The organism is Streptomyces sp. SID5910, from assembly GCF_009862125.1.
In the GTDB taxonomy this organism is placed as follows: domain Bacteria; phylum Actinomycetota; class Actinomycetes; order Streptomycetales; family Streptomycetaceae; genus Streptomyces.
Map to the genome: position 1 here is coordinate 1 of NZ_WWHX01000282.1, position 14785 is coordinate 14785.

The following is a 14785-nucleotide window of genomic DNA, read 5'->3' on the forward strand; positions in this document are numbered from 1 at the left end:
CCGTCCGGCGTTTGAGGACGAGGCCGTTCAGGCCGAAAGCGGGGGTCCGGGGGCGGCAGCCCCCGGGTCGGGACGGGAAGGGGCGGCGGGGGCGAACAACCTCCCCAAGCCCCTGCGTACGCTTCCTCTCGTGAACGACAACCCCCGCTTCGGCCCCGCCACCGGCATCGGCAGCATGCCGGGCCAGGACGCCCGAGAGGCCGTCAAGACCGTCACCGGCACCTTCGAGGACTTCCCGTACCTCCCCGAGCTCCCCGCCCGCGGCCCCGGCGCCGACATGATCGGCCGCACCGCCGGCCTGCTCGTCGAGCTGTACGCGCGCGTGGAGCCCAGCGGCTGGCGCCTCGGCGACCGCCCGGGCCGGGACACCAAGCGGGCCCGGGCCTGGCTGGGGGAGGACCTCGACGCGCTGGAGGAGTTCACGCAGGGTTACGAGGGGCCGCTGAAGGTCCAGGCCGTCGGCCCCTGGACACTCGCCGCCGCCCTGGAACTGCGCGGCGGCGAGGCCGTCCTGTCGGACGCCGGCGCCACCCGCGACCTCGCCGCCTCCCTCGCCGAGGGCCTGCGCCTGCACCTCGCCGAACTCCGGCGCCGCGTGCCCGGCGCGACGCTCGTCCTCCAGCTCGACGAGCCCTCCCTCACCGCCGTGCTGCGCGGACAGATCCGCACCGCCAGCGGCTACCGCACGCACCGGGCCGTGGACCGGCAGGCCGTGGAGGCGACCCTCCGGGGCACCGCCGGCGTGCACGGCGAGGGACCCGTCGTCGTCCACTCCTGCGCGCCCGACGTCCCGTTCGCCCTGCTGCGCCGGGCCGGCGTCGCGGGCATCTCCTTCGACTTCTCCCTCCTCACCGAGCGTGACGACGACGCGATCGGTGAGGCGGTGGAGGGCGGCACCCGGCTGTTCGCCGGTGTCGTGCCGGGGACGGACGGCCCATTGTCAGACCCTGCCGGTAGCGTCATGGGTGTCAGGACGCTGTGGCGCAGGCTGGGGCTGCATCCGGGGCTTCTCCCGGAGGCGGTCACCGTCACCCCGTCGTGCGGACTCGCGGGCGCGTCCCCCGAGTACGCCCGCCGCGCGCTCGCCCACTGCGTCCGGGCGGCGAGATCCCTCGCGGACAACCCAGAGTAACGGGAGGACGACACGGTGGCCGGCGACAAGCAGGCGGAGACGACGAGCGTGCCCGCCGAGGCGCGCGAGAAGCACGTGCAGCTCGCTGAGCAGATCGAGGAGCACCGCTTCCGGTACTACGTGAAGGACGCCCCCGTCGTCAGCGACGCGGAGTTCGACCGGCTGCTGCGTTCCCTGGAGGCGCTGGAGGAGGAGCATCCGGAGCTGCGCACCCCGGACTCGCCGACCCAGAAGGTCTCCGGTTCCTACGAGACGGAGTTCACGGCCGTCGAGCACCGCTCGCGCATGCTCTCCCTCGACAACACCTTCAACGACGACGAGCTCGCCGCCTGGACCGAGCGCATCGCCAAGGAGCTGGGCGAGCAGAAGTACCACTTCCTGTGCGAGCTGAAGGTCGACGGACTCGCCGTCAACCTGACCTACGAGCGCGGCCGCCTGGTCCGCGCGGCCACCCGCGGCGACGGCCGCACCGGCGAGGACATCACGCCCAACGTCCGCACCATCGCCGAGATCCCCGAGCGCCTCACGGGCGACGAGGTCCCCGACCTCGTGGAGATCCGCGGCGAGGTCTACTTCCCGATGGACAAGTTCCAGGAGCTCAACGCGCGGCTGGTCGAGGCCGGCGACAAGCCCTTCGCCAACCCGCGCAACGCGGCGGCCGGTTCACTGCGCCAGAAGGACCCGCGCGTCACCGCCTCCCGGCCGCTGCACATGGTCGTCCACGGCATCGGCGCCCTGGAGGGCTACACGGGCATGACCCGCCTCTCCCAGGCGTACGACCTGCTGGCCACCTGGGGCCTGCCCACCTCCCCGCACAACAGGGTGGTCGACGGCCTCGACGGCGTACGGGAGTTCATCGCGTACTACGGCGAGAACCGGCACTCCGTGGCGCACGAGATCGACGGCGTCGTCGTCAAGCTCGACGAGATCCGCCTCCAGGGCCGCCTCGGCTCCACCGCGCGCGCCCCGCGCTGGGCCATCGCCTACAAGTACGCGCCCGAGGAGGTCAACACCAAGCTCATCGACATCAAGGTGGGCGTCGGCCGCACCGGACGCGTCACGCCGTACGCGCAGGTCGAGCCGGTCACCGTGGCCGGCAGCGAGGTGGAGTTCGCCACCCTGCACAACCAGGAGGTCGTCAAGGCCAAGGGCGTCCTCATCGGCGACACGGTGGTGCTGCGCAAGGCCGGTGACGTGATCCCCGAGATCCTCGGCCCCGTCGCCGACCTGCGGGACGGCAGCGAGCGGGAGTTCGTCATGCCGGCCGCGTGCCCCGAGTGCGGGACGCCGCTGAAGGCCATGAAGGAGGGCGACATCGACCTCCGCTGCCCCAACGCCCGCACCTGCCCGGCCCAGCTGCGCGAGCGCGTCGCCTACCTCGCCGGCCGGCAGTGCCTGGACATCGAGCACTTCGGCGGCGTCGTCGCGGCCGCGCTCACCCGGCCGCTGGAGCCGGCCGAGCCGCCGCTCGTCGACGAGGGCGACCTCTTCGACCTCACCGTCGAGAAGCTGCTGCCCATCAAGGCGTACGTCCTCGACCCGGACAGCGGGCTGCCCAAACGCGACCCCAAGACCGGCGAGGAGAAGATCGTCACGGTCTTCGCCAACCAGAAGGGCGAGCCGAAGAAGAACACCCTCGCGCTGCTCCAGCACATCGAGGAGGCCAAGAACCGGCCGCTCGCCCGCTTCCTCAACGGCCTCTCCATCCGGCACGTCGGCCCGGTCGCCGCCCAGGAACTCGCCCGCCAGTTCCGCTCCGTCGACCGCATCGAGCAGGCCACCGAGGAGGAGCTGGCCAATACGGACGGCGTCGGTCCCATCATCGCCGCCTCCCTCAAGGAGTGGTTCGCCGAGGACTGGCACCGCGAGATCGTCCGCAAGTGGAAGGCGGCCGGAGTCCCGCTGGAGGAGCAGTCGACCGGCGAGGACGAGGGCCCGCGCCCGCTGGAAGGCCTCACCGTCGTCGTCACCGGCACCCTGGAGAACCACACGCGCGACGGGGCCAAGGACGCCCTTCAGAGCCGGGGCGCCAAGGTGACCGGATCGGTGTCCAAGAAGACGTCGTTCGTGGTGGTCGGCGACAACCCCGGGTCCAAGTACGACAAGGCGATGCAACTCAAGGTGCCCGTCCTGGACGAGGACGGTTTCGCCGTCCTGCTCACGGAAGGGCCCGAAGCGGCCACCGGCGTCGCGCTTTCGGCCGAGGAATAGCGGTTGAAGGCCACCCGATCGGCGCATACCAGATGCATACGGGTGGCCGGGTCGCATTCGGGCAACCGTCGACGACCGGTGCCCCTGGAAGCCTTCCGCGGCCTACTGTTGAGGGGTGCGCCTGCCGTGCCCAGCCGCGGTCGGGGGCATCCCCCTGCCCCAAGGAACAGGGGGAAGGGTTCTCCAACGCGGAGCCGTTGAGGGTTGTCGGGCGCAGGGCCGCGTGGCGTGGGCACCGCCGGCTGTGAGAGGGACGGGAATGGAACCGACCGAGAGCGCCGCCGCGGGCTCACGGCTGCGCCTGCGTCACCTGGTGGGGACGTGGCACGTGAGCCGGTGGCTCGGGCAGCGCGGAGGTGGCGCACGGCACCCCGCCGCGGACGCCCCGGGCACCGCGCCGCCGGCCGCCGGCCCGTCCGCGATGTCCGGCGCCGACACCGAACGGCACCCGTCCTGGCCCGCGTTGCCCATGGCGGTCGTGGCCGCCGCCGGGCTCGTCCTGGGCGCCGGTTTCTACCGGGCGTTCGCCGAGGGCCACGCCCTCTTCCCGTCCGGCACCGCCGGCTGGTCCCTCGCCGTGCTGGCCGGCATCGTCGTCGGCCACCTGGTCATGCTCGGCCGCTCCCGCTGGTGGGGCGGCACCGGCTCGGGCGCGGCCCTCACCCTCGCCGTCCTGCTGCTCTACGGGTGGGTTCCGGCCGGCATGGTCAGCCTCACCGTCGTCGTCCTGGTCGGCGTGGCCCGCCGGGGCCGCTGGCGGCAGGGCGTCCTGCACGGCGCGGTGGACATCCTCGGCATCGCCGCGGGGGCGCTGCTGCTGGGGGTCTGCGGCTCCGTACCGTCCGTGGAGCACCCCTGGGACCCGGACACGTGGGGGGTGTACGCGGCCCCCAAGGTGGTGCTGGTCGCCGTCGCCTACCTAGCCGTCACCCGCGCCCTGCTGTGGTATCTGCACAGCCCGCGCGCCGGACTGCCCACCGTCGCCCGCACCGCCCTGGTCCGGCACGGCCTGGTGGCCGTCGCGCTGCTGGGGATCGCGCCGCTGGTCTGCGTGGTCGCCGTCGCCAAGCCGCTGCTGCTGCCGCTGTTCTCCATCCCGCTGATCGCCCTCGACTCCACGCTGTGGATCGCCCGCGCCCGGGCCGAGGAGCAGCTGCGGGACCCGCTGACCGGACTGCCCAACCGGCAGTGGCTGCTGGAGCGGACCTGGAGCGCGCTGGACGACGCCGAACGGGTCGGCGTCCGCGCCGCCCTGATGCTGATCGACCTGGACCGTTTCCGGTCGGTCAACGACACTCTCGGACATCTCGCCGGTGACCGGCTGCTGTTGCAGACCGCCGACCGGCTGCGGCTGGCACTGCCGCGCGGGGCGGAGGCCGCGCGGCTGGGCGGCGACGAGTTCGCCGTCCTGCTGCCGGTCGCCGACTCCACCACCTCGGCGACCCGGGTCGCCCGGGGACTCGTCGCCGCGCTCAGCTCACCGCTCGACCTGGACGGGCTCACCCTCGTCCTGGAGGCCAGCGCCGGGGTCGCCGTCTTCCCCGACCACGCGCTGGACGCCGAAGGGCTGCTGCGCCGGGCGGACGTGGCGATGTACCAGGCGAAGCGGGACCGCACGGGCGTCGAGGTCTACGAGTCCAAGCGGGACTCCAACACCCCGGACCGGCTGGGGCTGCTGGGCGATCTGCGCCGGGCCCTGGACGCCCACGAGGTGCGGCTGCACTACCAGCCCAAGGTCCGCTTCGACGGGCAGGTGGCCGGCCTGGAGGCCCTGGTGCGCTGGGTGCACCCCGAGCGCGGCAGCGTGCCGCCCGACGAGTTCATCGCGATCGCCGAGTCCTCCGGGCTGATGCCCCATCTGACGGAGTACGTGCTGGAGACGGCGCTCGGACAGGTCGCCCGGTGGCGCGCCCAGGGCCTGTTCGTGCCGGTCGCGGTCAACGTCTCCCCGCGCGACGTCCACACCCCGGGCTTCGCCGGCTCGGTCGCCGCGCGGCTGGCCCGGCACGGTGTCCCGGCGGGGGCGCTCCAGCTGGAGATCACGGAGCACGTCCTGCTGGAGGACCCGCAGCGTGCCGCCGACACCCTCGCCGGGCTGACCGCGCACGGCGTGAAGATGTCCCTGGACGACTTCGGCACCGGCTACTCCTCGCTCGTGCACCTGCGCCGGCTCCCGGTCAGCGAGCTCAAGATCGACCGGTCGTTCGTGGCCCGGCTGGCGGTCGACACCGAGGACGCCGAGATCGTGCGCTGCACCGTCGACCTCGCGCACTCCCTCGGCCTGCTGGTCGTCGCCGAGGGCGTCGAGGACGACGAGACCTGGGAGCGCCTGCGCGACCTGGGCTGCGACGCCGTACAGGGCTGGCTGGTGGCGGCGGCGATGCCGCCCGAGGAGACCACGGCCTGGCTCCGGGCTCGCGGCACGCGGGGCTGGGTCCGCCCCGCGGCGGCCCTGCCGGTGGCGGCGACGGACGACTGACCCGGCCGCCCCCGGCGCCGCGCCGGGGGCGGCCACCGCGCATCAGGGTCGTGATCGCTTCCTTGCCCCAGCCTTCCTTGCCCCCTGGCCATCGTGCTCAACCTGTTCTGCGTGTTCCTCGGATACCGCTTCCTGTTCCAGCCCGGCCCCGCCGCCACCGGCTACGGGGTGCCGGCCGACCCCAAGGGCGACGCCGGCGCCTACCTCGCGATCAAGGGCGTACGGGACGGCACCTTCGGCCTCGTCGGCCTGGCGCTGCTGGCCTTCGCCGGTGCCACCGCCGAGGCGTGGTTCCTGCTCGTCGTGGCCCTTGTGCCGCTCGCCGACACGCTGATAGTGCTGCGCAACGGGGGCACCAGGGCCACGGCCTTCGGCATCCACTTCGCCACCGCCGTCGTGGTGCTGATCGGCGCGGCCCTGCTCTTCCTGGTCTGAACGCGCCCCCGCCCGGAACCCGGAACCCGAAACCCGTCCGCCGTCAGCAGGAGGTCCACCCATGTCGCTGTTCGTTCCGAAGTCCGACGAGTCCGTGATCGTCCGCGCCGCCGACGCCGAGGTCGTCGGCCGCGCGCCCACCACCGTGCGCCTGCTGGCCGACAGCAGCGCGACCGGCGGCGCCCTGTCCACCCAGCGCGTCACCCTCACCGACGGCGCCGCCGGCGCCACCCCGCACTGGCACGACAACTCCGCCGAGATGTTCTTCCTGCTCGACGGCGCCGCCGACATCCTCTCGGGCGACGACGTCGTCACCGCGGGCCCCGGCGACCTCGTCGTCGTCCCGCCCGGCAAGCCGCACGCCTTCGCCGCCGTGCCCGGGGCCGACGCCGACCTGCTCATCGTGCTCACGCCGGGCGTCGAACGCTTCGAGTACTTCCGCCACCTCCAGCGCGTCGCCCTCGGCGAGGTCACCAGGGAGAGCCTCCTGGAGGTCCAGGACCTCTACGACAACCACTTCCTGAGCAGCGCCGCCTGGGACACGCGGCGGCGCCCGGCGGCACCGGGGGAAACCGTTTAACGGCCACCCGGCGCGGCCCCATAGGATTGGGCCCGAACCGATCGGCCCGAAACACACGCACTCACCCCAGAGGAACGCTGCATGCCTGGCATCACGCGCGAGGAGGTCGCCCACCTCGCCCGGCTGGCGCGTCTGGAGCTGAAGCCCGAAGAGCTCGAGCACTTCGCGGGACAGCTGGACGACATCATCGGCGCGGTCGCCCGCGTCAGCGAGGTCGCCGACCAAGACGTACCGCCGACCTCTCACCCGCTGCCGCTGACGAACGTCATGCGCGCGGACGAGGTCCGTCCGTCGCTCACGCCCGAGCAGGCGCTCTCCGGCGCCCCGGCCCAGGAGCAGCAGCGTTTCAAGGTGCCGCAGATCCTGGGGGAGGAGTAACCGCCATGAGCGACATCATCAAGCTCACCGCGGCCGAGATCGCCGCGAAGATCGCCTCCGGCGAGCTGACCGCGGTCGAGGTCACCGAGGCCCACCTGGCCCGCATCGAGGCCGTCGACGAGAAGGTGCACGCCTTCCTGCACGTCGACCGCGAGGGCGCCCTCGCCCAGGCCCGTGCCGTGGACGCCAAGCGCGAGCGCGGCGAGAAGCTCGGCCCGCTGGCCGGCGTCCCGCTGGCGCTCAAGGACATCTTCACCACCGAGGGCGTGCCCACGACCGTCGGCTCGAAGATCCTGGAGGGCTGGATCCCGCCGTACGACGCGACCGTCACCAAGCGGCTCAAGGCCGCCGACGTCGTCATCCTCGGCAAGACCAACATGGACGAGTTCGCCATGGGGTCCTCCACCGAGAACAGCGCGTACGGCCCGACCGGCAACCCCTGGGACCTCACCAAGATCCCCGGCGGCTCCGGCGGCGGCTCCTCCGCGGCCCTCGCCGCCTTCCAGGCCCCGCTCGCCATCGGCACCGACACCGGCGGCTCCATCCGCCAGCCCGCGGCCGTCACCGGCACGGTCGGCGTCAAGCCGACGTACGGCGGCGTCTCCCGCTACGGCATGGTGGCCTTCTCCTCCTCCCTCGACCAGGGCGGCCCCTGCGCCCGCACGGTCCTGGACGCGGCCCTGCTGCACGAGGTGATCGCCGGGCACGACCCGATGGACTCGACCTCCATCGACGCCCCGGTCCCCGCCGTCGTCGAGGCCGCCCTGAGCGGCAGCGTCGAGGGCATGCGCGTCGGCGTCGTCAAGCAGTTCCGCGGCGAGGGCTACCAGGCCGGCGTCATCCAGCGCTTCGACGAGTCCGTCGAGCTGCTGAAGGAACTGGGCGCCGAGATCGTCGAGCTGGACTGCCCGTCCTTCGACCTCGCGCTCTCCGCGTACTACCTGATCGCGCCCTCCGAGTGCTCCTCCAACCTCGCCCGCTTCGACGGCCTGCGCTACGGCCTGCGGACCGGCGACGACGGCACGCACTCCGCCGAGGCGGTCACCTCCCTGACCCGCGAGGCCGGCTTCGGCCCCGAGGTCAAGCGCCGCATCATGCTCGGCACGTACGCCCTGAGCTCCGGCTACTACGACGCGTACTACGGCAGCGCCCAGAAGGTCCGCACCCTCATCACGCGGGACTTCGAGAAGGCGTTCGAGCAGGTCGACGTGATCGTCTCCCCGACGACCCCGACCACCGCCTTCGCGATCGGCGAGCGCGCCGACGACCCGGTGGCGATGTACCTGGCCGACCTGTGCACCATCCCCACCAACCTGGCGGGCAACGCGGCCATGTCGCTGCCCTGCGGCCTCGCCCCCGAGGACAACCTGCCGGTGGGACTTCAGATCATCGCCCCCGCCATGAAGGACGACCGGCTCTACAAGGTCGGCGCCGCCGTCGAGGCCGCCTTCGTGGAAAAGTGGGGCCACCCGCTGATCGAGGAGGCTCCGTCGCTGTGAGCAAGGCACTGTCGAAGGCCAAGGGATTCAAGAAGTCCAAGTCCGGCCTGTACCTGTCCATGGCCACCACCGCGTTCGGCGCGGTCAGCGTCGCCAAGCAGGCGAAGCTCGCCCGCACCGAGAGCGACACGCTCCGTCTGGTCGACGCCGCCGTGTCCGCCGCCGCCATCGTCACCGGCCTCGCCATCCTCTACCGCGAGCTGAAGCGGCTGGGCGACGACGACGTCCTGCTGGGCTGAGAGGGAAGTTTCACCGTGACCACCACGACCGACCTGGTGTCGTACGAGGACGCACTCGCGTCGTACGACCCCGTCATGGGCCTTGAGGTCCATGTCGAACTCGGCACCAAGACCAAGATGTTCTGCGGCTGTTCGACGGCGCTCGGCGCCGACCCGAACACCCAGACCTGCCCGGTCTGCCTCGGCATGCCCGGCGCGCTCCCGGTCGTCAACGCGACCGGCGTCGAGTCCGCGATCAAGATCGGCCTCGCGCTGAACTGCTCGATCGCCGAGTGGTGCCGTTTCGCCCGGAAGAACTACTTCTATCCGGACATGCCGAAGAACTTCCAGACCTCCCAGTACGACGAGCCGATTGCCTTCGACGGCTACCTCGACGTGCAGCTGGAGGACGGGGAGACCTTCCGCGTCCAGATCGAGCGCGCCCACATGGAGGAGGACACCGGCAAGTCGACGCACGTCGGCGGCGCCACCGGCCGTATCCACGGCGCGTCCCACTCCCTGCTGGACTACAACCGCGCCGGCATCCCGCTCATCGAGATCGTCACCAAGCCGATCGAGGGAGCGGGCGAGCGCGCCCCCGAGGTCGCGCGGGCCTACGTCCGCGAGCTGCGCGAGGTCATCCGCGCCCTCGGCGTGTCCGAGGCGCGCATGGAGATGGGCCAGATGCGCTGCGACGTCAACCTGTCGCTGCGTCCGCACGGCCGCGAGAAGTTCGGCACCCGCAGCGAGACCAAGAACGTCAACTCGCTGCGCTCCGTCGAGCGCGCCGCCCGCTTCGAGATCCAGCGCCACGCCGCCGTGCTGAACGACGGCGGCACGATCATCCAGGAGACCCGCCACTTCCACGAGGACACCGGGTCCACGACCTCGGGCCGCGTGAAGGAGGAGGCCGAGGACTACCGGTACTTCCCGGAGCCCGACCTGGTGCCCGTGGCGCCCTCGCGCGAGTGGGTCGAGGAGATCCGCTCCGCCCTGCCCGAGCTGCCGCTCGTGCGCCGCAACCGGCTCCGCGAGGAGTGGGGGATCTCCGGCACCGAGATGCAGGCCATCCTCAACGCCGGCGCGCTGGACCCGATCGTCGCCACGATCGACGCCGGGGCCGACGCGGCCTCCGCCCGCAAGTGGTGGATGGGCGAGCTGGCCCGCAGCGCCAACGAGTCCCAGAAGTCGCTGGACGAGCTGGCGATCACGCCGCAGCAGGTGGCCCGGGTGACCGAGCTGGTCACGAAGGGCGACCTGAACGACAAGCTGGCCCGCCAGGTCATCGAGGGCGTCCTCGCCGGCGAGGGCACGCCGGACGAGGTCGTCGACAAGCGGGGCCTGAAGGTCGTCTCCGACGAGGGCGCGCTGACCGCCGCCGTCGACGAGGCCATCGCCGGCAACCCGGGCGTCGCCGACAAGATCCGCGGCGGCAAGGTGGCCGCGGCCGGCGCCCTGGTCGGCGCGGTCATGAAGGCGACCCGGGGCCAGGCCGACGCGGCCCGCGTCAAGGAGCTGATCCTTCAGAAGCTGGGCGTCGAAGGCTGACGCCGCCTCTCACCGCCTCGGGGGACGCACCGGTCACGGTGCGTCCCCCTCGGCGTGCTTCACCTGATTGCACGGGCAACCGTCTCCCGGTCTTGTGAATAAGGCCACGAAGTCCGCAAATGATCACGTCCGGCTGCAAGAGTGGCTTCGCATTGCTCATGCGTTCTTTGCGGGCTGTTCACACCATGAACGACGGTTCCCGGGCAAAGATCCACAATCAGACACCTGGGAGCACGTTCGTGGCAGCCCTCGCACGCTGGTGTGTCCAACGCCGCCTCGTCGCCGTCCTGCTCTGGCTCCTCGCCCTCGGCGGGGTCGCCACGGCCGCGGTCGTCTCCGGCTCCGCCTACTCCAACGACTACGGCGTGCCCGGCACCGACTCCGACCGTGCCTCCCGGCTGCTCGCGTCCGGCTTCCCCCAACTCGCCGGCGACAGCGACACGATCGTCTGGCACACCACGTCCGGGACGGTCCGCGCGGCCGACGTCGAACAGACCATGACCCGCACACTGGACCGCATCGCCGAGCTGCCCGGCGTCGCCTCGGTGACCAACCCGTACGACGACCCCGACTCGGACCTGATCAGCGAGAACGCCCGCACCGCGTACGCCACCGTCACCTTCGCCGCCCCCGCCCAGGACATCGACCCGGCCCAGGCCCGCGCCGTCGTCGACACCGCCGGGGACGCCGAGAGCGACGGCCTCCGGGTCGAACTGGGCGGCAGCGCCGTCGCGCTCACCGAATCCTCCGGCGGCCACCTCGCCGAGGTCGTCGGCGTGGCCGTCGCCGCGGTCGTGCTGTTCCTCGCCTTCGGATCCCTCGCCGCCTCCCTGCTGCCCATCGCCACGGCACTGGTCTCCGTCGGCACCGCCTACGCGGGCATCACCCTCCTCGGCCACGTGATGACCGTCGCCGACTTCGCGCCCATGCTGGGCACCCTCATCGGGCTCGGCGTGGGCATCGACTACGCCCTGTTCATCGTCACCCGGCACCGCCGCGGACTGAAGCGCGGCCTGTCCGTCACCGAGGCCGCCACCCGTGCCGTCGCGACCACGGGACGCGCGGTCGTCTTCGCGGGCGCCACCGTGTGCATCGCCCTGCTCGGCATGCTGATCCTCCGGCTCAGCTTCCTCAACGGCGTGGCCATCGCCGCCTCGCTGACCGTCGTGCTCACCGTCGCCGCCTCGGTGACGCTGCTGCCGGCCCTGCTGTCGTACATCGGCCCGCGCGCGCTGAACCGACGCGAACGGCGCAGACTCGCCGAGCACGGGCCCGAACCCGAGCTGCCGACCGGGCTCGCCGCCCGCTGGTCGGCGTTCGTCGAGCGCCACCCCAAGCTGCTCGGCGTCCTCGCGCTGATCGTCGTCACCGTCCTCGCCCTGCCCACCCTCGGACTGCGCCTCGGCACCTCCGACCAGGGCAACGACCCCCGCGGCACGACCACCCGCCAGGCCTACGACCTGCTCGCCGACGGCTTCGGACCCGGCGTGAACGGCCCCCTCACCCTGGTCACCAAGGTGAGCGGCGCCGAGGACCGGCTCGCCCTGGACAACCTGGACGCCTCCCTGCGCACCGCCGAGGGGGTCTCCTCGGTGACACCGGTGACGTACAACTCCGGTGGCGACACCGCCTACCTCGCCGTCGTGCCCGAGTCGGCCCCCCAGTCCCGGACGACCAGCGACCTCGTCGAGCGGCTGCGCTCCGAGGTGCTGCCGCGCGCCGAGACCGGCACCTCGCTGGACGTCCACGTCGGCGGGGTGACGGCGGGCTACGACGACTTCGCCGGGGTCATCGTCGGCAAGCTGCCCCTGTTCGTCGGCGTCGTCGTGGGCCTCGGCTGCCTGCTGCTCCTGCTGGCCTTCCGCTCCGTCGGCATCCCGCTCAAGGCCGCGGCGATGAACGTGGCCGCCGTGGCCGCCTCCTTCGGCATCGTCGTCGCGATCTTCCAGTGGGGCTGGGGCAGCGAACTGCTCGGCCTCGGCAGCGCGGGCCCGATCGAGCCCTTCCTGCCCGTGATCATGGTGTCGGTGCTGTTCGGGCTCTCCATGGACTACCAGGTCTTCCTGGTCAGCCGCATGTACGAGGAGTGGCTGGAGACCGGCGACAACCGGCGGGCCGTCCGCGTCGGCCTCGCCGAGACCAGCCGGGTGATCAACTCCGCCGCCGTCATCATGATCTCGGTGTTCCTCGCCTTCGTGCTCAGCGGCGACCGGGTGATCGCCATGTTCGGCATCGCGCTCGCCGCCGCCGTCGCCCTGGACGCCTTCGTGCTCCGCACGCTCCTGGTGCCCGCCCTGATGCACCTGCTCGGCAAGGCCAACTGGTGGCTGCCGCGCCGGCTGGACGCCTGGCTGCCCCGCCTCAGCATCGAACCGCCCGAGTGCCGTGCCGCCCATGAGAGGCTGGCCGCGGCGACGGACGCCGAAGTGGCGGACGTCCTCGCGGAGGAGGAACGGCAGCGCGATGTACGCGATATCACTGGGTGACGACGGCGCCGAACTGCGCCCCCTGGAGACCTGGCACGCCGAGGAGTTCCTGGCCCACCTGGACCGGGGCCGGGACTTCATCACCGAGCACATCCCCTTCGGAGCGAAGGCCACCGACGTGGACTCTGCCCGGGAACTGCTCCAGTCCTACGCCGACCGGCACGCCGCCGACAGCGGCTTCCTGCACGGGCTGTGGCTGGACGACAAGCTCGTCGGCGGCCTGCTCTTCCGGGTCTTCGACGCGGTCACCGGCGTCTGCGAGATCGGCTGCTGGCTGGAGCCCGCCGGCACCGGCCGGGGCCTCGTCAGCCGCGGCGCCCGCGTCCTGATCGACTGGGCGTTCGACGAGCGCGGCATGCACCGCGTGGAGTGGCACGCGTCGTCCGCGAACACCCCCAGCGTCAACGCCGCCCGGCGGCTCGGCCTGACGCGCGAGGGCGTGCTGCGCGAGAGCTTCCCCTACCGGGGCGCACGTCAGGACATGGAGGTGTGGGCGGTGCTGGCACCCGAGTGGCGTGCGGCACGCGCGCGGGACGCTCACAGCGATCATTAAGGGACCTCTCAGAGAGCGTCCGTACGGTGCGAGGCATGGGAACGAACACAGTGGACGAGACCGCCGGCACGACCGACCTGGAGAAGGCGGACGAGGTGGCCGCGACCGAGGCCGCCGAGAACCCGGCCGCGGACGGTGACGCCACCGCGGCCGACGACCACGCGGTGGACAAGAACGACGCCGAGACCGACACCGACACCGGCGCCGCCGCGAAGGCCGGCCCGACCGGGGTCGGCCAGGGCGCCGGCGCCGTGGTGTCCGCCGGGCTGGGCATCGTGTCGCTCACCGGCAGCTGGGTCGGCACCGTGGCCTCCGCCCGCCAGTCGGTCTTCGGGCAGCTGGAGACGAGCCAGTCCTCCAAGGTCCAGACCATGCTCGACAAGGGCTACGGCGAGGCCTGGCAGGCCACGGCGCTGTGGGGCGGCGTCTTCGCCCTGGTCGCGCTGATCGTCGGTGTCGTGGTGCTGGTCCGGCCCGCGTTCGGCGCGCCCGGCAAGCCGCAGGCCGCGTGGATCAAGTCGGTCTCCTGGGGCGGTGTCGCGCTGGGTGTGATCGGCCTGCTCCTCGCCGTGCTCAAGTACACCGACGTGTTGCTGGCCGTGCCGTCCGTGGGCTGACCTCCCCGCGGCCCCTGAGGGGTCTTAGGGCATCAGCGCGCCCCCCGGCGCACGCCCTAAGACCCCTCACCCGTGTCTAAGGCCCCGCGCGGGCACCGAAGATGCGGCACTTACCCGATGTGGCCCACCCCCCTGGGAGACGAAGGTTGAGGCATCGCAGAGAGCGATGGCGAAACCGGCCTCCGAACAAGGGACACACCGTGTACGAATACGAGATCCAGCAGCTCCGCACCGCCGAACTGATCCGCCAGGCCGACGAGGCCCGGCTGGCCCGCGAGGCCGTCCGCGCCCGTCGCGCCGCCCACCGGGACGCCCGCCACGACACCGCCCCGGCGGAGAGCCATACGTCCTGGCTGCGCCGGCACCGGTTCGCCCGGGTCGCGTGAACGCCCGGACCGGGGAGGGAGGCCGCACGGCCTCCCTCCCCGCCGTCGTTCCGGGCGCCGTCCGCCTGTCGAAAACCGGTGCCCCACTGTCGGACCCCCGTGCGATGCTCAGGCACGTGGAGACCAGGTCCGTCAGTCCCGTGTTCATCGGCCGCGCAGGCGAACTGGACACCTTGCACGACTCACTCGCCCGCGCCGCCGGCGCCACCGCCCCGGCGTCCGGAGCCGGGGGAGAGCCGCAGGCCCTGCTGCTCGGCGGCGAA

At 72.3% G+C, this 14785-nt stretch carries 13 protein-coding genes; all 13 read left to right on the plus strand.

The features are described 5' to 3' along the window. Positions 1 to 130: 130 nt before the first annotated feature. The 13 genes from GTW67_RS09635 to GTW67_RS09695 all read left to right on the plus strand — a co-directional run bounded on the left by GTW67_RS09635 (position 131) and on the right by GTW67_RS09695 (position 14522). Positions 131 to 1132: a uroporphyrinogen decarboxylase/cobalamine-independent methonine synthase family protein gene (locus GTW67_RS09635; RefSeq protein ID WP_161164388.1), complete on the plus strand. Its 1002-nt coding sequence runs from the start codon at positions 131 to 133 to the stop codon at positions 1130 to 1132. 15 nt (positions 1133 to 1147) lie between these two features. Further along, positions 1148 to 3343, plus strand: a complete 2196-nt coding sequence (gene ligA / locus GTW67_RS09640) for an NAD-dependent DNA ligase LigA (protein ID WP_161164389.1) — start codon at positions 1148 to 1150, stop codon at positions 3341 to 3343. Between the two features lie 259 nt (positions 3344 to 3602). Beyond that, positions 3603 to 5822, plus strand: a complete 2220-nt coding sequence (locus GTW67_RS09645; RefSeq protein WP_161164390.1) for a putative bifunctional diguanylate cyclase/phosphodiesterase — start codon at positions 3603 to 3605, stop codon at positions 5820 to 5822. A gap of 84 nt (positions 5823 to 5906) precedes the next feature. Further along, positions 5907 to 6257 (plus strand): DUF4267 domain-containing protein, encoded by a 351-nt coding sequence (locus GTW67_RS09650; RefSeq protein ID WP_161164400.1) that lies wholly within the window; start codon positions 5907 to 5909, stop codon positions 6255 to 6257. Between the two features lie 61 nt (positions 6258 to 6318). After that, the gene (locus GTW67_RS09655) at positions 6319 to 6837 is read left to right on the plus strand and encodes a cupin domain-containing protein (RefSeq protein ID WP_161164391.1); all 519 of its coding nucleotides are present in this window, start codon (positions 6319 to 6321) and stop codon (positions 6835 to 6837) included. Between the two features lie 81 nt (positions 6838 to 6918). Beyond that, the gene (gene gatC / locus GTW67_RS09660; RefSeq protein WP_070023066.1) at positions 6919 to 7215 is read left to right on the plus strand and encodes an Asp-tRNA(Asn)/Glu-tRNA(Gln) amidotransferase subunit GatC; all 297 of its coding nucleotides are present in this window, start codon (positions 6919 to 6921) and stop codon (positions 7213 to 7215) included. A gap of 5 nt (positions 7216 to 7220) precedes the next feature. Next, positions 7221 to 8714: an Asp-tRNA(Asn)/Glu-tRNA(Gln) amidotransferase subunit GatA gene (gene gatA / locus GTW67_RS09665; RefSeq protein WP_161164392.1), complete on the plus strand. Its 1494-nt coding sequence runs from the start codon at positions 7221 to 7223 to the stop codon at positions 8712 to 8714. Next, positions 8711 to 8953, plus strand: coding sequence for a hypothetical protein (locus tag GTW67_RS09670; RefSeq protein WP_161164393.1), 243 nt, complete (start codon positions 8711 to 8713; stop codon positions 8951 to 8953). Before gatA ends, GTW67_RS09670 begins: the two co-directional genes overlap by 4 nt. A gap of 15 nt (positions 8954 to 8968) precedes the next feature. Further along, positions 8969 to 10480, plus strand: coding sequence for an Asp-tRNA(Asn)/Glu-tRNA(Gln) amidotransferase subunit GatB (gene gatB / locus GTW67_RS09675; protein ID WP_161164394.1), 1512 nt, complete (start codon positions 8969 to 8971; stop codon positions 10478 to 10480). A gap of 239 nt (positions 10481 to 10719) precedes the next feature. After that, a complete protein-coding gene (locus GTW67_RS09680) occupies positions 10720 to 12966 on the plus strand; it encodes an MMPL family transporter (RefSeq protein WP_161164395.1) in 2247 nt (748 codons plus the stop codon). Continuing rightward, positions 12944 to 13519: a GNAT family N-acetyltransferase gene (locus tag GTW67_RS09685; RefSeq protein WP_161164396.1), complete on the plus strand. Its 576-nt coding sequence runs from the start codon at positions 12944 to 12946 to the stop codon at positions 13517 to 13519. The genes GTW67_RS09680 and GTW67_RS09685 overlap by 23 nt, the downstream gene beginning before the upstream one ends. A gap of 35 nt (positions 13520 to 13554) precedes the next feature. Next, positions 13555 to 14136 (plus strand): hypothetical protein, encoded by a 582-nt coding sequence (locus GTW67_RS09690; protein WP_161164397.1) that lies wholly within the window; start codon positions 13555 to 13557, stop codon positions 14134 to 14136. A gap of 200 nt (positions 14137 to 14336) precedes the next feature. Further along, the gene (locus tag GTW67_RS09695; RefSeq protein WP_161164398.1) at positions 14337 to 14522 is read left to right on the plus strand and encodes a hypothetical protein; all 186 of its coding nucleotides are present in this window, start codon (positions 14337 to 14339) and stop codon (positions 14520 to 14522) included. Positions 14523 to 14785: the final 263 nt, after the last annotated feature.